The following is a 17,865-nucleotide window of genomic DNA, read 5'->3' as shown; positions in this document are numbered from 1 at the left end:
CGGTCCCTTGAGTCGTTCAGGGATCGCCCCCCACCAGCGAGTTTCGCCCGTGGGGGCGTTTGTGCATTTAACCGGCGCATCCTATGTAGGGCACGCCATCAGATAACCGGCATAGGAGGCCGAAGGCATGTTTGAAAATCTATCCGAACGCCTCTCTGGCGTCTTTGACCGGCTGACGAAACAAGGTGCGCTGTCCGAGGAAGACGTCAAAACCGCCCTGCGCGAGGTGCGAGTTGCCCTGCTTGAGGCCGACGTCTCGCTGCCGGTGGCGCGCGCTTTCGTCAAGAAGGTTCAGGAGCAGGCGACCGGCCAGGCGGTGACCAAGTCGATCACGCCCGGCCAGCAGGTCGTCAAGATCGTGCATGACGCGCTGGTCGAAACTCTGCGTGGCGAAGAAGACCCCGGCAAGCTGAAGATCGACAACCCGCCCGCGCCGATCCTAATGGTCGGTCTGCAGGGCTCGGGTAAGACGACCACCACCGGTAAACTCGCCAAACGCCTGAAAGAGAAAGAGGGTAAAAAGGTCCTGATGGCCTCGCTTGATGTCTATCGCCCGGCGGCGATGGACCAGCTGGCGGTGCTGGGGACTCAGGTCGGCGTCGATACGCTGCCGATCGTTCCCGGCCAGTCACCGGTTGATATCGCCAAACGGGCCAAGCAGCAGGCGACACTGGGCGGCTATGACGTCTATATGCTCGACACCGCGGGCCGTCTGCACATTGACGAAGTGCTGATGGACGAGGTCGAGCAGGTCCGCAATGTGGTTGACCCACGCGAAACCCTGCTGGTCGTCGACGGCCTGACCGGCCAGGTCGCAGTTGAAGTCGCCGAGGAGTTCGACGCCAAGGTCGGCATTTCCGGCGTGGTCCTGACCCGGATGGACGGTGACGGGCGCGGCGGTGCGGCGCTGTCGATGCGCGCTGTCACCGGCAAGCCGATCCGTTTTGTTGGTCTGGGCGAGAAGATGGACGCGCTCGAAACCTTCGAGCCGGACCGGATCGCTGGTCGTATTCTGGGCATGGGCGACATCGTTGCTCTGGTCGAAAAGGCCCAGGAAACGATGGAGATGGAACAGACCGAGCGCATGATGAAGCGCATGGTCAAAGGTCAGTTCAACATGAACGACCTAAAAATGCAGCTGGAACAGATGATCCAGATGGGCGGCATGCAAGGCATGATGGGAATGATGCCGGGCATGGGCAAAATGGCCAAGCAGATGGATCAGGCGGGTCTCGACGACAAAATCCTGCGTCAGCAGATCGCCATGATCCAGTCGATGACCAAACGCGAGCGCGCCAACCCGCAGCTGTTGCAGGCCAGCCGCAAGAAACGGATTGCAGCGGGTTCGGGAATGGAAGTCAGCGACCTCAACAAGCTGCTCAAGATGCACCGGCAGATGTCGGACATGATGAAGAAGATGGGCAAGATGGGCAAAGGCAAGATGTTGAAACAGGCCATGAAGGGCATGTTTGGCAAAGGCGGCCCCTCGCCCGAAGAAATGGCCGCAGGTATGGACCCCAAGGCACTGGAACAGGCGGCCAAGGCCATGGGCGGCAAGATGCCCGGTGGCCTGCCTGGACTGGGCGGTGGCATGGGTCTGCCCCAAGGCCTCAGCGGGTTTGGCAAGAAGAAGTAATGACTGCCCTCACGCTTCATATCCCCCAGCTTGAGACCGAGCGCCTGATCCTGCGCGCGCCGTCCGAGGCTGATCTTGACGCAGACACCGCGTTCTTCGCCAGCGAAGCTGCGAAGTTTGTCGGCGGTCAGATGCGCAAGGATGAGGTGTGGCGTGTAATCGCGTCTCTGCTGGGCCACTGGTCGCTGCGCGGCTACGGATACTGGAGCGTCGATGAAAAAGACACCGGCAAATATCTTGGTCGTGTCGGTCTATGGTGCCCCGAAGGCTGGCCTGAACCCGAGGTTGGCTGGACGCTCCTGAACCACGCCACTGGCAAAGGATACGCGACTGAGGCTGGGTTTGCAGCGCGCAGCTACGCATACGATGTTCTGGGTTGGGACACTGCGATCTCGCTGATCGACCCTGAAAACCATGCCAGCATCGCCGTTGCCAAACGTCTGGGCGCACAGTTCGAATACATCTACGAGCATCCCAAGTATGGGACCTCGGAAATCTGGCGGCACCCTGCCCCGGCGGATCTGGTGAACGGTGGAATGGAGGCCTACGCATGACCTCTTTCACTATCCCCACTGTCGAAACCGAACGTCTAATCCTGCGCGCACCGCATCAGGACGACCTGCCCGCGATGACCGCGTTCTTCAAAACAGAACGTAGCTATATGGTCGGAGGTCCGAAGGATGAATTGGGCAGCTGGGACTCGCTGGCCAAACGGCTGGGTCATTGGGCGCTCAATGGCTTCGGCCTGTGGCATCTGACCGGAAAAACGAGCGGCGCGTTCGTTGGTTGGGCGGGTATGATCTTTGCTCCGGGCTGGGATGAGCCGGAATTGGGCTGGACCCTGATGGAGCAGGCCGAAGGCAAAGGTCTGGGCTTCGAGGCCGCACAAGCCGCGCGCCGCTACGCAGCCCAGCATCAAGGCCTGAACGGCGTGATGTCGTACATTGCCCATGCAAATGACCGCTCGCGTGCTTTGGCCGAGCGTCTTGGAGCCACGTATGAACGCGAAGCCGAGTTGCTGGGCAAGAAAGCCCAGATGTGGCGTCACCCGCTTATCACCGTTTCTAACACTGCTTTGACCTCCGAAAGGATCGGCCAATGACCAACCCCGTGACACAGGCTGCGACGCTGCTGAAAGAGCATCGCGAAAGCATCGATCGGCTGGACGCGATCCTTGTCTATACGCTGGGCGAGCGGTTCAAGCACACGCAGGCCGTTGGCAAACTCAAGGCCGAACACGACCTTCCCCCGTCCGATCCCACGCGCGAAGCCGCTCAGATCGAACGGCTAGAAGACCTGGCGAAAGAGGCCGATCTGGACCCCGACTTCGCCAAGGCTTTTCTGAATTTCATCATTCAGGAAGTCATCCGACACCACCGGAAACATCAGGAATAACCCCTTTTCCAAGAATACCAAGAATAGCCGGACAAGACCCCGGCGAACGCCATCTTAAGGAGATACCACAATGGCAATGAAAATTCGTCTCGCCCGCGGCGGCTCGAAAAAACGTCCTTTCTACCGCATCGTTGCTGCTGATAGCCGCATGCCCCGTGACGGCCGTTTCATCGAGAAACTCGGTACCTACAACCCGCTGCTGCCGAAAGACAGCGAAGAGCGCGTGAAAATGAACATGGAGCGCATCCAGTACTGGCTGGATCAGGGCGCTCAGCCTACCGACCGTATCGCACGCATGTTGGAAGCTGCTGGCACTCGTGACAAAGCCGAGCGTAGCAACCCCAACAAGGGTACTCCGGGCAAGAAAGCCCAAGAGCGCGCAGAAGAGAAAGCTGCAAAGGCTGCTGAAGCGGCCGAAGCTGCTGCTGCACCGGCTGAAGAAGCTGCAGCAGAAGAATAAGCAGGCCGACGCGTGCAGGATCAGGCTTTCACCGACGATTTTCGCACGCAGTTCGATCTGTTGATGCGGCTCCGGCGCGATGTGCGTCGGTTCCGCACCGACCCTGTGGACGAGGCAGTGCTGACGCGCTGCCTCGACGCATTTCTGCTGGCCCCTTCGGTGGGGCTCAGCGAACCCTGGCGCGTGATCCGCGTCGAAAGCGAAGCCGCGCGCGACGCGGCGCTCAAGAATTTCCAAACCGCCAATGCGGACGCTCTGGCCGGGTATTCCGGTGAGAAGGCACAGCTGTATAGCGGCCTCAAGCTTTCGGGCATGCAGGAAGCGCCGGTGCAATTGGCCGTGTTCTGCGATGACACCACCAGCAAAGGTCAGGGTCTGGGCGCAGGCACCATGCCCGAGATGCGACGCTATTCGGTTGTCTCGGCTATCACCCTGTTCTGGCTGGCCCTGCGCGCGCAGGGGCTGGGGCTGGGCTGGGTTTCGATCCTGGACCCCGACCAAATGAACACCGATCTGAACGTCCCAGACAACTGGCGGCTGATCGGCTATTTCTGCGTTGGCTGGCCGGAAGAAGAATCCGACACGCCCGAGCTGGAACGGGCGGGTTGGGAAGACCGAGACGAGACTCTGCCAATCGAGGTGCGATAGGCCTATGTTCGGATTGATACGGCTTCCCATCCTGTTGCTGATCGCATTTATTGTCGGCGTGTTCTTTGAACGCAATAACCAGCGTGAAGCCTGCGAAGTGATCGGGCAATGGCGGAACGGACTATGTATAACGGAAGGCTCAAATGAGTGATCTGATCTGCGTTGGCAGCATTGCGGGCTCATACGGTGTGCGCGGCGAGGTGCGGCTGAAAAGCTTTTGCGCCGTGCCAGAAGACATCGAAGCTTATTCGCCACTGACCGACGAAGACGGCAAAGAGCGATTTCCCGTAGTACTCACCCGCGCGATCAAAAACGGATTTGCGGCGCGTCTGGGCGGGGTCGAAACCAAGGAAGAGGCGGACGCCCTGAACGGCCTGCGCCTGTATGCTCGGCGGGATCAACTGCCTTCGCTGCCGGATGACGAGTTCTATCACACCGACCTGATCGGGCTTGAGGTCTACGACACCGGCGGCACCCTGCTGGGCCGGGTCAAATCGGTCCAGAACCACGGCGCGGCGGATTTGTTGGAATTGCACGGGCCGGGTCTGAAATCGACTGTCCTGCTGCCCTTTACTCTGGACGCGGTTCCTACAGTTGATCTGGAGGCTGGTCGCATCGTCGCTGATCCGCCAGAAGGCCTAATCTGATGCGGCGCGTTCTGCTGCATCTGGGGTTGCATAAGACAGGCACCACCGTTGCGCAGTCGTTTCTCTACAAGAACCGTCAACTGATCTGGCCGCATTTTTCACTGATCCTGCCCTACAAAACCCGTAAAACCGGACTTGCAGACATCGCCACGCGGCATTCGGTCTATCGCATGAACAGTACCCTGGCCGAGTTCGAAACAGGTGTACACGCACTTCTGGATCCTATCGACTTCGGCACCAGTCGCGGCCTGATCCTCAGCGAGGAAAACTTTGCTGGACTGCGCCCCAGTCGCAACGGCGCCGAAGGCTACGGGGCGACCCCGGAATTGGCGACGACGCTGGTTGAGCGGGTGACAGAACGGCTGGGGCCGGTCGACCTCACGATCTATCTGTCCTTGCGACAGCGTGAGGATTGGATGCGCAGCCTCTGGGCACATGATCTGCGGCGGACACGGCTGGTGCAGGACTATGACGGCTTCCGAGACGCGCTGAACGACCTCCCCTCCCCGAAAGAGACAGCCGATATGCTTCAGGACCGGCTGCCGCTGGTCAAGGTCCAGACCGAGTGGATGGAGGACCTGCGCAAGCGGCGCTTTGGTCCAGGCGCTCCGTTTGCGGCATTTCTGAATCTACCACGCGAAAAGATGTTAAAACTGGTCGCGCCGGAGCCGCACAAGGCCCGCCCGACTGATGATGTTCTGCTAGAATTGCTGGAGTTGAACCGTTCCGCGCTGGACGATGCGGCTTTGATGGCGCAAAAGAAGGCCCTCATCAAACGCGCCAAGGACGATCTGGTTGCCCAGTCATGACAGATACACCAAGCAAATCCCACGGTCGCAAGGCCATCCGACCCACTCTGCAACCGCGCGAGTTGATGACTCCAACGCCGGATCTGCACGGCGTATGGAAAGCCAAGATCATCACCTTGTTTCCCAGCGCTTTTCCCGGCGTTCTGGGCGAAAGCCTGACAGGTAAGGCTCTTCAGGAAGGGCTTTGGCAGCTGGAAACTGTTGATCTGCGGCAGTTCGGGATCGGCAAACACCGCAATGTGGATGACACACCCGCAGGCGGCGGCGCGGGCATGGTGTTGCGGGCCGACGTATTGGGGCCTGCCATCGAACAGACCATGGCCGGTATCCGGGGCAACTGGCCGCTGATCTACCTCAGCCCGCGCGGCAAGCGCATGGACCAGCGGATGATGCAGAATCTGGCGCGCTGCGACGGGATGACCTTGCTCTGCGGCCGTTTTGAAGGCGTGGACGAACGCGTGTTGGAGCATTACGGCGTGCAAGAGGTCAGCCTCGGCGATTTCGTCATGACTGGCGGTGAGATCGCAGCGCAGGCTCTGATCGACGCCACCGTGCGGCTGATCCCCGGCGTGCTCGGCAATCAGGACTCGACCGAGGAAGAGAGCTTTTCCTCAGGCCTTCTGGAACACCCACAATACACCCGCCCCGCAGAATGGCACGGCCGCCCGATCCCTGAGGTCCTGATGTCCGGCCACCACGGCCGCATCGCCGAATGGCGCCAACAAATGGCCGAGGACATAACGCGGGAAAGGCGGCCTGATGTGTGGGACGACTACCTTCGTACCAAGCAGAAATCTTTCAAATGACACAGGCGACTGTGGCCCGCAAACCGCAGGTCCACAGTTAAAGCTGATGCTAATTGCAGTTGAGGAAATCGCGGGATACTCATCCCTGAGTTTTGCGATGGACTCAAAAAATTCGCACATTTGAAAGAACGGGAATTCATGAAAAAGCTAATACTTTTGGGCTGCGTACTTGTCTCGGCATGTGCAACCAGTGCTTTGGAAGACTCCGTGCCAACTCAGGCCGGACACAATATGGCATCCGCTCGAAACGCGGTATTGTCTTGCTCGAACGAAGCTGACATCGGCGGGAATGCCGCAGTGATCGGAGCCTATCCCGCCTTCATCCTGATGTCGTCACCTTTGGTCGGTTCTGTGCTTGCATATGGCAGCCGATACGAACTCAGGGCGCAAGGCGAGATGGATCAGGTAGACCGATGCCTTAGCGAGCGTGGCTTTGACCGCCGCGTGCTGACCCAAGGAGAAGCGTTCTGGCTGCGCAATGCCTACGGTGAGGAACGCGTGCGCAGGCTAGATCACCTTGTCGCGGGCGGCACCGTGGAAAGCTACGCGGCACCTCAATCCTAAGGCGTCTATCCTTTCCACTGCGCCCAAATCTCGGGCGGGCCGCTGAAGACGTTTATGTCGACCTTACCCTGAACCCCCGGCACCAGCCCGGTGCCAGTGTATTGCCAGAACCTCCAGACCGCGCCGGGATAGACCTGGCGAGGATGTCCCGCGACCGAGCGCAACCAGAACTCGGTCTTTGACAGCCGTCCGATGTCGGTATCCTGGTAGAAATCCACAGTCGTGTAGACGATGGGTCGGCGACCATAGTGCCGTTCGAGGATATCGAGAAACTTTTGCGCCTCGGCCCGGACGATTTTGCCATCAGGGCGCAGGGTGCAGGTTTTCGAATGCGGCGTCCATTCCATGTCCAGCACATGCGGCAGGTCTGCACCTTTCGGGACGTTCTGAATGAACCACTGCGCCTGTTCGCGGGCCGGTCGGCAGAAATAGTAATAGTGATACGCTCCCCACGGCACACCCGCCGCCTGCGCGCCGCGGCGATGTTCGTCGAACATCGGGTCGGTAAAATCACCCCCCTCGGTCGCCTTCATGAACACAAAGCTGACGCCCGAGGCCTTGGCCTGACGCCAGTCAATCGGCCCCTGCCAACGCGAGACATCCAACCCGTGAACCGGATACAGGCCGGGATGTCGCCCGTCCCAGTCATGGGGGTCGGCATCGCCAAAATCGGGGTAGATCACGGCGGGCGCGGTCCGGTCCACGCCCGGTGTGGCCTCTACGACCTGCGGCGGAGGTCCTCTGCGTCCGCAGGACACCAAAACAGCGGCTGCCAGGGCCAGCATGATTGCAAATCGGGTCATTGTTTCAGCCTGAAATAACTGCTCTTGTAATTGACCTCAGAATGCCTGATCCAACGCACAAAGCAACGGCGCATTCAGGAATTGGCAAAATCCCACCGCCAGTGCCTGCGATTTGGGCTTGATCCCTGTCCGCAAACCCCCTAAAGCAGCGCAATCCGGTGCCGCGCGATGCGACTCCGGTGTTTTGGTTTGTTTCATGGCGCACCGCTTAGCTTTCTTCGGCCAACGCGTGTCAGGGCAGACCGGACCAAAGGAACATTCGATCTGACCTCTGGCGGGCTGTACGCAGGACCCGGTGAAGACCAAGAGCTCTCAGGCCGTGCCCAAACTTCGTGGACCAACCACGAGCAGATAGGAGTGAATGCGATGGACCTGATCGCACAGCTTGAGGCGGAACAGATTGCCGCCCTGGGGAAAGACATCCCCGATTTCAAAGCCGGTGACACCGTTCGTGTCGGCTTTAAAGTGACCGAAGGGTCGCGTACCCGTGTGCAGAACTACGAAGGTGTCTGCATCGCGCGTAAAGGTGGCAACGGCATTGCCGGTTCGTTCACCGTTCGCAAAATTTCGTTCGGCGAAGGCGTGGAGCGTGTATTCCCGCTGCATTCGACCAATATCGACAGCATCACTGTTGTTCGCCGTGGCCGCGTCCGTCGCGCCAAACTGTACTACCTGCGCACCCGTCGTGGTAAATCCGCACGTATCGCAGAGGTCACCAACTACAAGCCCAAAGCTGGCGCCGAAGCGTAAGGAACGGAAAGATGAAAAAAGACATCCATCCCGATTATCACGTCATCGACGTCAAAATGACCGATGGCACCGTTGTTCAGATGAAATCCACCTGGGGCAGCGAAGGCGATCAGCTGGCTCTGGAAATCGACCCCTCCGTGCACCCCGCATGGACCGGTGGCTCGTCGCGCCTGATGGACGCCGGCGGCCGCGTGTCGAAGTTCAAAAAGAAATACGAAGGTCTGGGCTTCTAAGCCTTATCGCGTTCGGTTTCGAAAGGCCGTCCCTTGGGGGCGGCCTTTTTTGTTTCCGACTAAATGCATGATGCACGCCACGCTGACTTGTTTCCAAAATGAAATCGGATCGATAACTGTCTTACTTCGTCAGTTCCACTGCACTGTGCAGCGGCGGCACTGGTCCGCGCAGAAGCAGCAGCGCCAAAACCATCCCGATCAGAGCGGCAATCGCGGCGACCACCATCGCGCTGTCAAAGGCGTTGTCCTGCAAGTCCCTTAGAGCCTCAGCCAGAGCTGTTCCTGCCGTCGGTTCTAGGCTGGTGAGTAACTGCTGGACCTCGCCAGGTTTGCCGTGGGTCAGCGCATGTGCCAGATCAGCACGCTGCGTTGATCCGGAGGGCAGTGCGTCAATCACTTCGGACAGGCCCCGGCGTGTGGTAATGGACTCTGCCAACCCACCGACCACTGCCCCCAAGGTGGCTCCGAAATAGAGACAGGCGTTAATCACGCCTGAGCCCTGCCCAACATGCTCTTCGGGCAGCAGGCGCAGGCCAAGGCGCGGCAGAAGCGAGAAACAGATGCCCAACCCGATCCCGACGATCAGCAGCTTCCACCAGATCTCGGAATATTGCGTGGTATTCGAAACTGTCGTCAGCAACAGGAACCCACATCCCATTGCCCCCAGTCCGATCGCAACCGGCCACTGGAAACTGTAGGGTGCCAGAAACCTGGGCGCGGTGACAGATATGACGAACATGCTGAGGCTTAGCGGCATGATCGCCAATCCCGCGCCAATGGAGGTATAGCCAAAGGCATCCGGCGATTGCACAAACGTGTTGAAATAGACAAAGAAACAGAAAAGCGTGAAACCGGTAAAGAACATTCCCGCGGCGGCCATGAAATAACGCGGATGGCGGAAATACCGCAGCTCGATCAACGGGTCATCACTGCGACGCGAGACAATGACCAGCAGGACGGTCGCCAGAGCCGCCACAGCCAGCGGTATTAGCGTCAGTGGCGTGCTCCACCCGCCGCTTTCCCCATTGCTAAGCGCAAAGGACAGCGGCCCGAGAAACAACAGAATGGCAACTGCTCCGGGATAGTCGAAACGTGCCCCGGCAAGGCGTGTGTCAGGCACGTACTTCCGTTTGCTGACATGCAACCCAATTGTGAAGGCCACGACCAGTAGAACTAGATCTGCGGCAAACACCGCGCGCCAGCTAATGTAATGCCCAAAGGCACCGCCTACGATGGGACCAACGCCGATAGCCAGCCCGACGATAGCGCCCCAGAAACCGGTGACACCGGCTCTCTGTTCCTCAGGTGTCGCCGCTGTCAGCAGGGAAAGAGAGGTTCCGAACAACGCCGCTGCCCCCGCGCCTTGCGCACCGCGCCCGATTAACAGCATCGTTGCGTCTTGCGCAAACAGGACCGAGCCAGATCCGAAGGCAAAGACGACCATACCAAAGAAGAAAACCCCCATCTTGCCAGTGATATCGCCCAGACGACTAACGATGGTAACAAGAGAGGCGCTGGCGACGGTATAGATCGCCATTACCCATTGCAGGCCAGACGGTGTCAGGTCGAATTCGGCTTTCAGGTTGGGCAGGATCGTCGCAACGGCGGTGGTGTTAAACCCCACAACCATCATGCAGATTGCCGTCATCGCCAGCACCACGCGGGCGCGGGCTTGTGGGGTTACGTCTGTCGGCGTCTTTCCGTTCATCGTGTCACCCTGAGCTTGTAGCTCTTTACCGCAATTTATCAGTAGACTAGCGATTTTTGCAGCTACGCATAGGGCTTACGTCAAATCCAGTAGGTCAGTGCCAGCGGTAGAACGAGTATGGTGGTCAGGGTAGACACAAGGATGAACCCGGCGACATCCGGGCCGTATTCCGGTACGTGCTGGTCGATGAACAGGTATGTCGCTACCGAGGATGGCATCAGGCAGCACAGGATCAGGGCGCCACGCTCGGCACCTGTGAAGCCGAAGAGCCAGACCAGACCCATGGCGATGCCCACAGCCATGACCAGATGCAGTCCGGTCAGCAAGACGGCACGCCCCAGACTGGCAATCCTTAGCGTCGCCAGCGAGTGGCCCAGTGTTAGCAACATCAGAGGGATCGACAACCCGCCGAGGATATCGAAGGACTTGGCAATCGGTTGCGGCAGGCTGGTCCCTGTGGCCATCAGGATCAGCGACAGGGCCACGGCATAGATGATCGGTGATGTGACCAGCTTTCTGACCGAGAACACTCCCGCCGGGATCCACATGCCAACGGTAAAGATGCTGATCAGGACAACGACGACAAAGGCCATTGTATAGGCCATCCCCGCATCACCCAGCGCCAGCAGAGTGATCGGTAGGCCAATATTGCCCACATTCCCATGCATCAGAGGCGTCAGAAACGCCCTTACGGGCAGGCGCAGAAACCGCAGCGCCACAAAACCCAGTACGCCAAAGCTGGCCACCGCCAGCGCGGCGGCGCTCATCATATCCAGAAACGTGCCCACATTCAGCTTGGTGCCTGCCAGATGCGATAGGATCAGGGTCGGATAGCCGACCCGCGAGACGATCCCTCCGACCACCTTATTGTCAAACGGAGACTTGGTAAGAGCCAGCCCATACCCGATGCCCACGCAAATCAGGACCGGTAAAACCACGTTCAGAACGCTCAGGAACAGTTGCTCCAACCGGTATCCTCCTGTCCGATCCCCGATTGAACAGTGAATCACGGACCCGGTTTTGGCAAGCATGGCGTTCTAAACTGCCAAAGCGATTGGGTTTTCCAAATTAGAGCCTGTTATTGGTCGAAACAACGCTCCGAGGTTCTTTTCATCCCCGCTGACACAACATATAGTGGCTCCTAACAACGTGTGGACAAACACGGCAGGGCTTGGGAACGACGGCATGGCACATATCATTGTAGTGGGGAACGAAAAGGGCGGCGCAGGCAAATCGACCGTTTCCATGCATGTGGCCACCGCTCTGGCGCGTCTGGGCCGCAAGGTCAGCACGCTGGATCTGGACCTGCGGCAGCGAAGCTTGGGACGCTATTTCGAGAACCGGGCGAACTTTCTGAAAAACGCTGAGGCAAGCCTGCCCAGCCCGCGCCACCACGACCTGCCTGAGATCGATGCCAGCACCCTGAAACCAGGCGAGAACATCTATGACCATCGTCTGTCGGCGGCTGTTTCGCAGCTTGAGAACGACAGCGATTTTATCCTGATCGACTGCCCTGGCTCACACACCCGCCTCAGCCAAGTGGCGCATTCGCTGGCCGATACGCTGATCACACCGTTGAACGATAGTTTCATTGATTTCGACCTGTTGGCCCGGATTGATTCCAAGGGTGAAAAGATTCTTGGCCCTTCGGTCTATTCCGAAATGGTGTGGAATGCGCGGCAATTGCGAGCGCAGGCTGGCTTGAAACCGATTGACTGGGTCGTCGTACGCAACCGCGTGGGTACTCAGCGCATGGTCAACAAGGAAAAGATGCAACGCGCGATTGAGATGCTGTCGCAACGCATCGGGTTCCGCGTCGCTTCGGGCTTTTCCGAGCGGGTCATCTTCCGCGAGCTCTTTCCCCGTGGCCTGACTTTGCTGGACCTCAAAGATATCGGCGTCAAACAGCTGAACATCTCGAACATCGCCGCGCGTCAGGAGCTGCGCGACATGATGCGCGAGTTGAACTTGCCCGGCGTCGAGATCGACTTCTAAGCGCTATTTGAACCGCTTACTCGCCAGACCTGGCAACCCCAATCGGGCACTACAGCCTAAGACGCGCGGCGGTAGCGCTCGAATGTTATCCAGACAGTGTCACGAGAGATCTCGGCAAAGCGGCACTTCTTGAGGATCGATTGGGACGCAATATTGCTCTCGTGCACAACCGCAAAAAGCCGACTAATCTCAGGGTTTAGACGCAAGCACTGTGTGCAGAATTGCGCTACGATGGAGCTGGCATACCCTTTGCCCCAATGCTGCTCGCCGATCCAATAGCTAATTTCGGCGCTGTCTTGTCCCACCCTCAGCATTCTGGCTTGCCCGATGACAATGTCGTCTACCGTGGCGGCCAAGACTTCGTGATGGTCTTCACCCGTCAATTCGATCAACTGTCGCGCGTCATCCTCGCTGATTGCACCCGGGTATCGATCGGGCAAATATTGCCACAATCGTTCTGACGAGAGCATGGCAGCATAGTCAGCTGCATCCTGCGCCTGCCAGGGACGCAACCGAATTTGCTGAGATTGAGGCCGGTTGGAGGCTTCAGATATGTCATCCTCACAGAGCAGAGGTACCCATCCGATTTGCACAGGATCATATGCCAATTCGATGCCACGCATCTTGCACCAGTCAATTTCGTCCCGTGAAAGGACACCCTGCGATCGCGAAGTTGGCAAGTGGACTGAGGCTAGAAACGCACGGACATCGTCCGTTTTGGCAAATTCGTTTTGAATATTCATGAAATCCTCCGAGCAAACGCACCAAAAACAAGCGCTCTAAAACAGGTCACGCTCTAATGATGGTTGTTTCAGCTCAATAAAATAGCCTATTGTGCAAGAAACTTTGATTGGAAAAACCTATCAATGAGCTTGCAGCTGACACTAAAACAACTGGCTTACTTCCGAGCGCTGGCCGAAACTGGTCACTACAGAAAAGCCGCTGAGCGGATAGGCATCAGCCAGCCATCTCTCAGCCTGCAGATTGCCAATCTCGAAGCCGCGCTTGAACTGAAACTGGTCGAGCGCGGCAGAGCCGGAGCAGTGCTGACACCAGAGGGGCGCGAAGTACTGGAAAAAACCCGAAGCATCTTGTCAGAGGTCGCTTCGCTACAAGAGACGTCCGGCCGGATGAAATCCGAGCTTGCGGGCACGTTCCGACTGGGATCATCACCAACCCTCGGTCCGTACCTTTTGCCGCGTGTTTTTCACCACCTGCATGAAAACCACCCGAACCTAAAACTGACAGTGCGAGACGGAGCGCCATCCGAACTGATGCAGGAGCTTCTAAGCGGGGTACATGATTTCATTCTGACGCAATTGCCCGTGAACTCGTCAGACGTCACGATCCTGCGCCTGCTTCGGGAACCTCTGAAACTTGCGGTGGCCCGAAATCACCGACTTGCCCACAAGGAAATGGCCAATGACCAAGATCTGAAGGGTGAGAGCATTCTGGCGCTCTCTCGTCGTTTCACGCTTCACAACCAAGTTGCAGACCTCGCAAGTACTGTAGGGGCCAACCTCCTTTACGACTACGAGGGCACAAGTCTAGACGCAATTCGGCAGATGACAGCTATGAATATCGGCGTGTCCTTTCTTCCCTCGCTTTACGCTGCATCTGAAATCCCAGAGATCGGCGGAGATGTGGTTCTGGTGCCCTATCGCCCGGGACGGTTGAACAGGTCCATCGGTCTGGTTTGGCGAAAATCTAGCGGTCACCATAAGACGTTCGCTTTCCTTTCGGAGATTATTCTCAGTGTCGCGAGAAAAGAGTTTTCGGGATTGGTCAGCATCGAAGGCTAGAAGGAGTGCGTATGGACCGATTTGCCTGCGAGCAGGTGGTTCTTCTTCAGGATAGAACCCGATTTTGCCAATCCGCTCTGGAATCGCTTTTCAGAGATCGACGCAACAGGTCTGAGCAAGAGGAAAACCTGCGACCGCCGTCTGTACGCTGCAGCAGCTCAGCCGTCACCCACAGCCGCAATCAGAGCCTTGGCCAAAGGCAGTGGCGAGTATCCTAACCGTGACGGCGTCAGCCCCAAACGCACCACGACCATATCTTGTGAAGGAAAAATGCCAACGGATTGGCCGTCATGGCCCTGCAGCCAGACGGTGTCCTCGAATTGCGGCTCACCACGTGGGCCGTCCAGCCACATATGCCCTTTGGCATAAGCTCCGTCCGAGATTGCGACGGGTTCAAACATCCAATCGGTGTAACCTTCGGGCAAGATCTGTTGCCCTTTCCAAACACCGCCCTGCAGCAGAAACTGCCCAAAGCGCGCCCAGTCGCGCGCGGTGGCGTACATGTAGCTTGAACCCACGAATGTATCTGCCCCATCGGTCTCCATCACAGCTGAGTGCATGCCCAGAGGGTCGAATAGTGCTGTGCGCGGGTAGCCAAGGTCGCCCTCTTCAAGCTGGCCCTGCCACACCCGCGACAGAACTGTGGACGTGCCCGAGGAATAGCTGAACTCGGTCGCGGTGGGATAGGCGGCGGGGCGTCCGGCGGCGAAATCGACCATGTCATCCTTGAGATACAGCATCCGCGTTACGTCCGAGACGTCGCCATATTCCTCATCCCACTGCAAGCCGCTGGACATGGCCAGCATGTCCTCGACCGTGATGTTGCGGCGCGAGTCCCCGGCAAAATCGGGGAAGACATCCGTCAGATCATCGCCCAGCGCCATGTCGCCCGACTGGATCAGCGTACCAATCAAACCTGCGGTGATCGTTTTGGTCATGGACCATCCCAGCAAGGGGGTTTCGGAATCAAAGCCATCAGCATAGGCCTCGGCAATGATGCGCCCGTCCTTGACCACAACGACGGCGCGGTAGCCTTCGCCCAGCAAGGACGGGTCCGACAATACATCAGCCAGCGCGGGGTTCTCGGACAGAACCACCTCATTTCCATACGGCCAAAGACCGTTGGGTACGGGCGCGGGTTCGGGCAGGGTGTGATCCGCCAACGTTACGTCGTGCACATTCGTGCATCCCAAACCGGGGCGATACTGGGATTTGGCCGGAGCAAAGAAGCCAAACATTCGCGCCTCAACCGTTTGGCCCTGTTCGTCGACGCTGACCGAAACCTGCTTCAGCAAGGGATGTCCCGGCGCCTGAACATCGCTTTGCAACACAGTCTCTGCATCGCGCCTGGCCAGGAACACGTTCGAACAGACGATCTTGGCGGAATAGTTGGTGCCCACTTTCAACAGATCCGGTGGCGCCATCCACAGGTAACCACCTGCTGCGACAAAAGCCAATGCCAACGTCCCAACCGAGTATTTTAGAACCTTCCCGAACATGCGCCCCTTTCGGGCCTAGACGGCCCGCCCCTTTTTTCCCATTTGACCAGAAGGTTTCACCACGGCACGAGCCACGCCACCGTTACGTTGCGTTCTTAACCTCTGTCTCTTCCGAGACCTGCGTGGGGCTGTAGATCGTAAACAGCTCTTTCGGTTCGTTCACACCGCGCAACATGTAGCGCCCGACCGAAATCAGTTCCTGGCTGCAAGGTTGTGCGGCGCGGGCGACGTCGTCGGAGACGAGAATCCTCTGGCCCAACGACCGATGCATCCCGGCAATCCGGGCCGCCTGATTGACCGCAGGACCAATCACCGTGAAATCCAGCCGAGTTTCTGATCCGATATTGCCATAGAGGATCTCACCCGAATGTAGCGCCAGAGTGAAATTCGCCACCCTCTGCCCATTCGCCTGTCTTTGCGCGTTCAGCTCTTCCATCCGGCTTTGCAGCATGGCGACGGCGGCGAGAGCCGCGCGGGCATCGGCATCGCTCTCTCCCACGTCGAACATGGCCATCAGCCCGTCACCCATGAATTTTAGGATGTTGCCACCATTGTCGTGTACCACGCCCACGGCAACGGCCAGATAGTCGTTCAGCATGTCGATGATCTCGTGACCCGGCATATCCTCGGACAGGGTGGTGAAGCCTTCGAGGTCGAAATTCCAGATTACCGCATCAATCTGTTGCAACGAACCGCGACGGATTTCGCCAGATAGGACACGCCGCCCCGCATCGCGTCCAAGGTAGACGCGCATCAGATCCTTGGCCATGGTCTGGTTCTTGGCGGATTTCAACGCAAGCCCAAGATGCGGCAGAGCTACATGGATTTTCCCCAGATCGCTGTCATCAAAACCGGTGGGAGCGTCGCTGGTCCAGGACATCAGCACTCCGTCACCGATCTTTTTCTCACCCGCCGGACGCACCTGTTCGGAGCGTTCAAACGACACGCCCGTTGCGTAGTAATCCGTCGCTCCGATCTCTCGCAGGTCATTCAACAAGGGGAAACGGCTGGGTTCGTTCTGATCAACCAGTCGAACGCGAAGGTCATCCATGTCCTCATGCAAAAGCGCATAGAGAGGGCTGCGTTGCCAGACTTCGCTTGGGGTGTCGGTGTTTGCGAACCGCTCGGATTCCCCGCCGGAATCCCGATACCAGCTATAGCCAGTGCCGCCATAAAGCGGATGCAGCGTCGACTGCGCCGCGTGGAATCGCATCAGCGGAAGGCCCAGATCAATCAGGCGGTTGCAAAAGCCGTCTAGCAATTCTTCCTGACCAGCCCCTTCAAGCCCTTTCGAAACAAGCCAGTCGATTAGATCAAAGATGGGATCAGAAGAGGTCATGGAATTGTCCGCCAAAGTACTGCCCTGAATGTGGGCCGCGTCATGGAAATTACTAGACCTTATGCCATCCCTGCTAGTCGCCGCAGCATTTTCCTCAGCATGGCGGCCTCTTCTTCCGAGAATGCGCCCGCCAGTTTCGCGTCATAGCGCTCAGCTATACCGCTCAGTTCACGATAGACGGTCTGACCGGCAGGTGTCAGTGTCAGCCATTCAACCCTTCGGTCGTCCTCATCCCTTGTGCGCTTGAGGTAGCGGCTTTGTTCCAGCCTATGAACCGCGCGGCTGATCTTGGTTTTGTGCAGTTTCGCGCGCTTGCCAATCTCTTTCGCGGTCAGAGTGCCGAAGACACCCAGATGGAACAGCACCCGCCATTCGCTGCGCAGCATGCCATAGCGTTCTTTGTAGAGGCGCTGAAACTCCAATGAGGCTGCTTCAGCTGCCTGATTCAACAGGAACGGCAAAAAATTCTGCAGATCAAAATCATCTTTTTCTTGGGACATGCTTGTTAGTTACAAAAACAACTAATAATTCACAAGCAGAAAACCGAGGAGTTCACGATGTCCAACAAGGCTGAACCGCATAGTCTGACGCAGGCTGTCACACCTGTAGGAACGCATCCCGGCTATATGCCTGGCTTCGGCAATGACTTTGAGACCGAGGCGCTGCCTGGCGCGTTGCCTCAGGGCATGAACAGCCCGCAGCGCTGCAACTATGGCCTCTATGGCGAACAGCTCAGCGGCACGGCCTTCACCGCGAATCCACCCGAGCGGA

22 protein-coding genes are annotated in these 17,865 nt (G+C 58.1%); 15 read left to right on the top strand and 7 right to left on the bottom strand.

The features are described 5' to 3' along the window. The first annotated feature begins 127 nt into the window (after window positions 1-127). From ffh to ACR0IP_RS21020, 10 genes are all read left to right on the top strand, one after another. Window positions 128-1,636 carry a signal recognition particle protein gene (gene ffh, locus ACR0IP_RS21065; protein WP_170641482.1) on the top strand — a complete coding sequence of 503 codons (1,509 nt, stop codon included), beginning with the start codon at window positions 128-130 and terminating at the stop codon, window positions 1,634-1,636. Further along, window positions 1,636-2,190 carry a GNAT family N-acetyltransferase gene (locus ACR0IP_RS21060; RefSeq protein ID WP_480527784.1) on the top strand — a complete coding sequence of 185 codons (555 nt, stop codon included), beginning with the start codon at window positions 1,636-1,638 and terminating at the stop codon, window positions 2,188-2,190. Before ffh ends, ACR0IP_RS21060 begins: the two co-directional genes overlap by 1 nt. After that, a complete protein-coding gene (locus ACR0IP_RS21055) occupies window positions 2,187-2,738 on the top strand; it encodes a GNAT family N-acetyltransferase (protein ID WP_480527783.1) in 552 nt (183 codons plus the stop codon). Before ACR0IP_RS21060 ends, ACR0IP_RS21055 begins: the two co-directional genes overlap by 4 nt. After that, window positions 2,735-3,031: a chorismate mutase gene (locus ACR0IP_RS21050; protein ID WP_480527781.1), complete on the top strand. Its 297-nt coding sequence runs from the start codon at window positions 2,735-2,737 to the stop codon at window positions 3,029-3,031. The genes ACR0IP_RS21055 and ACR0IP_RS21050 overlap by 4 nt, the downstream gene beginning before the upstream one ends. A 70-nt stretch (window positions 3,032-3,101) precedes the next feature. After that, on the top strand, window positions 3,102-3,491 hold the full coding sequence (rpsP, locus tag ACR0IP_RS21045) for a 30S ribosomal protein S16 (protein ID WP_480527779.1): 390 nt from the start codon (window positions 3,102-3,104) through the stop codon (window positions 3,489-3,491). A gap of 12 nt (window positions 3,492-3,503) precedes the next feature. Next, the gene (bluB, locus tag ACR0IP_RS21040) at window positions 3,504-4,139 is read left to right on the top strand and encodes a 5,6-dimethylbenzimidazole synthase (protein WP_170681329.1); all 636 of its coding nucleotides are present in this window, start codon (window positions 3,504-3,506) and stop codon (window positions 4,137-4,139) included. A gap of 143 nt (window positions 4,140-4,282) precedes the next feature. Next, entirely contained in the window at window positions 4,283-4,786 is a 504-nt protein-coding gene (gene rimM / locus ACR0IP_RS21035) for a ribosome maturation factor RimM (protein ID WP_170681331.1), read from the top strand. After that, a complete protein-coding gene (locus ACR0IP_RS21030) occupies window positions 4,786-5,595 on the top strand; it encodes a hypothetical protein (protein WP_480527776.1) in 810 nt (269 codons plus the stop codon). The genes rimM and ACR0IP_RS21030 overlap by 1 nt, the downstream gene beginning before the upstream one ends. Then, complete coding sequence (gene trmD, locus ACR0IP_RS21025) at window positions 5,592-6,401, top strand: tRNA (guanosine(37)-N1)-methyltransferase TrmD (protein WP_170380498.1); 810 nt, start codon at window positions 5,592-5,594, stop codon at window positions 6,399-6,401. Before ACR0IP_RS21030 ends, trmD begins: the two co-directional genes overlap by 4 nt. A 138-nt stretch (window positions 6,402-6,539) precedes the next feature. Further along, window positions 6,540-6,965: a hypothetical protein gene (locus ACR0IP_RS21020; RefSeq protein ID WP_480527774.1), complete on the top strand. Its 426-nt coding sequence runs from the start codon at window positions 6,540-6,542 to the stop codon at window positions 6,963-6,965. 5 nt (window positions 6,966-6,970) lie between these two features. Here the strand turns inward: ACR0IP_RS21020 and ACR0IP_RS21015 are convergent, their stop codons facing one another. Then, window positions 6,971-7,768 carry a glycoside hydrolase family 25 protein gene (locus tag ACR0IP_RS21015; protein WP_170380500.1) on the bottom strand — a complete coding sequence of 266 codons (798 nt, stop codon included), beginning with the start codon at window positions 7,766-7,768 and terminating at the stop codon, window positions 6,971-6,973. Window positions 7,769-8,134: 366 nt separating this feature from the next. Between ACR0IP_RS21015 and rplS the strand changes: the two genes are divergently transcribed. Further along, window positions 8,135-8,518: a 50S ribosomal protein L19 gene (gene rplS, locus ACR0IP_RS21010; RefSeq protein WP_170380501.1), complete on the top strand. Its 384-nt coding sequence runs from the start codon at window positions 8,135-8,137 to the stop codon at window positions 8,516-8,518. A gap of 11 nt (window positions 8,519-8,529) precedes the next feature. Then, window positions 8,530-8,751: a 50S ribosomal protein L31 gene (gene rpmE, locus ACR0IP_RS21005; protein ID WP_170380502.1), complete on the top strand. Its 222-nt coding sequence runs from the start codon at window positions 8,530-8,532 to the stop codon at window positions 8,749-8,751. Between the two features lie 121 nt (window positions 8,752-8,872). Here the strand turns inward: rpmE and ACR0IP_RS21000 are convergent, their stop codons facing one another. Both ACR0IP_RS21000 and ACR0IP_RS20995 read right to left on the bottom strand, forming a co-directional pair. Then, complete coding sequence (locus tag ACR0IP_RS21000; RefSeq protein WP_480527771.1) at window positions 8,873-10,459, bottom strand: MFS transporter; 1,587 nt, start codon at window positions 10,457-10,459, stop codon at window positions 8,873-8,875. Between the two features lie 80 nt (window positions 10,460-10,539). After that, on the bottom strand, window positions 10,540-11,427 hold the full coding sequence (locus tag ACR0IP_RS20995; protein ID WP_480527769.1) for an AEC family transporter: 888 nt from the start codon (window positions 11,425-11,427) through the stop codon (window positions 10,540-10,542). A 217-nt stretch (window positions 11,428-11,644) separates the two neighbouring features. Between ACR0IP_RS20995 and ACR0IP_RS20990 the strand changes: the two genes are divergently transcribed. Further along, window positions 11,645-12,454 carry a division plane positioning ATPase MipZ gene (locus ACR0IP_RS20990; protein WP_170380504.1) on the top strand — a complete coding sequence of 270 codons (810 nt, stop codon included), beginning with the start codon at window positions 11,645-11,647 and terminating at the stop codon, window positions 12,452-12,454. 56 nt (window positions 12,455-12,510) lie between these two features. Here ACR0IP_RS20990 and ACR0IP_RS20985 read toward each other — a convergent pair whose 3' ends face one another. Continuing rightward, window positions 12,511-13,197 carry a GNAT family N-acetyltransferase gene (locus ACR0IP_RS20985; RefSeq protein WP_480527767.1) on the bottom strand — a complete coding sequence of 229 codons (687 nt, stop codon included), beginning with the start codon at window positions 13,195-13,197 and terminating at the stop codon, window positions 12,511-12,513. A 123-nt stretch (window positions 13,198-13,320) separates the two neighbouring features. On the opposite strand from ACR0IP_RS20985, the gene ACR0IP_RS20980 reads away from it, so the two are divergent. Continuing rightward, window positions 13,321-14,256 (top strand): hydrogen peroxide-inducible genes activator, encoded by a 936-nt coding sequence (locus ACR0IP_RS20980; protein ID WP_170692936.1) that lies wholly within the window; start codon window positions 13,321-13,323, stop codon window positions 14,254-14,256. 158 nt (window positions 14,257-14,414) lie between these two features. Here the strand turns inward: ACR0IP_RS20980 and ACR0IP_RS20975 are convergent, their stop codons facing one another. From ACR0IP_RS20975 to ACR0IP_RS20965, 3 genes are all read right to left on the bottom strand, one after another. Next, window positions 14,415-15,755 carry a serine hydrolase domain-containing protein gene (locus tag ACR0IP_RS20975; RefSeq protein ID WP_480527764.1) on the bottom strand — a complete coding sequence of 447 codons (1,341 nt, stop codon included), beginning with the start codon at window positions 15,753-15,755 and terminating at the stop codon, window positions 14,415-14,417. Window positions 15,756-15,837: 82 nt separating this feature from the next. Then, window positions 15,838-17,094 (bottom strand): adenylate/guanylate cyclase domain-containing protein, encoded by a 1,257-nt coding sequence (locus ACR0IP_RS20970; protein WP_480527762.1) that lies wholly within the window; start codon window positions 17,092-17,094, stop codon window positions 15,838-15,840. A gap of 59 nt (window positions 17,095-17,153) precedes the next feature. Beyond that, the gene (locus tag ACR0IP_RS20965) at window positions 17,154-17,594 is read right to left on the bottom strand and encodes a MarR family transcriptional regulator (protein WP_170474298.1); all 441 of its coding nucleotides are present in this window, start codon (window positions 17,592-17,594) and stop codon (window positions 17,154-17,156) included. A 57-nt stretch (window positions 17,595-17,651) separates the two neighbouring features. Between ACR0IP_RS20965 and ACR0IP_RS20960 the strand changes: the two genes are divergently transcribed. After that, a partial coding sequence (locus ACR0IP_RS20960) for a homogentisate 1,2-dioxygenase (protein WP_480527760.1) occupies window positions 17,652-17,865 on the top strand: 214 nt, incomplete at its 3' end.

The organism is Ruegeria sp. AL11, assembly GCF_056540865.1.
Note: the sequence above shows the minus strand (reverse complement) of the source record. Positions and strands in the feature narration are given on the sequence as shown.

Excerpts from the sequence above, each read along its gene's own strand:
- ffh (WP_170641482.1), top strand. The coding sequence starts at position 128 with ATGTTTGAAAATCTATCCGAACGCCTCTCTGGCGTCTTTGACCGGCTG.
- ACR0IP_RS21060 (WP_480527784.1), top strand. The coding sequence starts at position 1,636 with ATGACTGCCCTCACGCTTCATATCCCCCAGCTTGAGACCGAGCGCCTG.
- ACR0IP_RS21055 (WP_480527783.1), top strand. The coding sequence starts at position 2,187 with ATGACCTCTTTCACTATCCCCACTGTCGAAACCGAACGTCTAATCCTG.
- ACR0IP_RS21050 (WP_480527781.1), top strand. The coding sequence starts at position 2,735 with ATGACCAACCCCGTGACACAGGCTGCGACGCTGCTGAAAGAGCATCGC.
- rpsP (WP_480527779.1), top strand. The coding sequence starts at position 3,102 with ATGGCAATGAAAATTCGTCTCGCCCGCGGCGGCTCGAAAAAACGTCCT.
- rimM (WP_170681331.1), top strand. The coding sequence starts at position 4,283 with ATGAGTGATCTGATCTGCGTTGGCAGCATTGCGGGCTCATACGGTGTG.
- ACR0IP_RS21030 (WP_480527776.1), top strand. The coding sequence starts at position 4,786 with ATGCGGCGCGTTCTGCTGCATCTGGGGTTGCATAAGACAGGCACCACC.
- trmD (WP_170380498.1), top strand. The coding sequence starts at position 5,592 with ATGACAGATACACCAAGCAAATCCCACGGTCGCAAGGCCATCCGACCC.
- ACR0IP_RS21020 (WP_480527774.1), top strand. The coding sequence starts at position 6,540 with ATGAAAAAGCTAATACTTTTGGGCTGCGTACTTGTCTCGGCATGTGCA.
- ACR0IP_RS21015 (WP_170380500.1), bottom strand. The coding sequence starts at position 7,768 with ATGACCCGATTTGCAATCATGCTGGCCCTGGCAGCCGCTGTTTTGGTG.
- rplS (WP_170380501.1), top strand. The coding sequence starts at position 8,135 with ATGGACCTGATCGCACAGCTTGAGGCGGAACAGATTGCCGCCCTGGGG.
- rpmE (WP_170380502.1), top strand. The coding sequence starts at position 8,530 with ATGAAAAAAGACATCCATCCCGATTATCACGTCATCGACGTCAAAATG.
- ACR0IP_RS21000 (WP_480527771.1), bottom strand. The coding sequence starts at position 10,459 with ATGAACGGAAAGACGCCGACAGACGTAACCCCACAAGCCCGCGCCCGC.
- ACR0IP_RS20990 (WP_170380504.1), top strand. The coding sequence starts at position 11,645 with ATGGCACATATCATTGTAGTGGGGAACGAAAAGGGCGGCGCAGGCAAA.
- ACR0IP_RS20985 (WP_480527767.1), bottom strand. The coding sequence starts at position 13,197 with ATGAATATTCAAAACGAATTTGCCAAAACGGACGATGTCCGTGCGTTT.
- ACR0IP_RS20980 (WP_170692936.1), top strand. The coding sequence starts at position 13,321 with ATGAGCTTGCAGCTGACACTAAAACAACTGGCTTACTTCCGAGCGCTG.
- ACR0IP_RS20975 (WP_480527764.1), bottom strand. The coding sequence starts at position 15,755 with ATGTTCGGGAAGGTTCTAAAATACTCGGTTGGGACGTTGGCATTGGCT.
- ACR0IP_RS20970 (WP_480527762.1), bottom strand. The coding sequence starts at position 17,094 with ATGACCTCTTCTGATCCCATCTTTGATCTAATCGACTGGCTTGTTTCG.
- ACR0IP_RS20965 (WP_170474298.1), bottom strand. The coding sequence starts at position 17,594 with ATGTCCCAAGAAAAAGATGATTTTGATCTGCAGAATTTTTTGCCGTTC.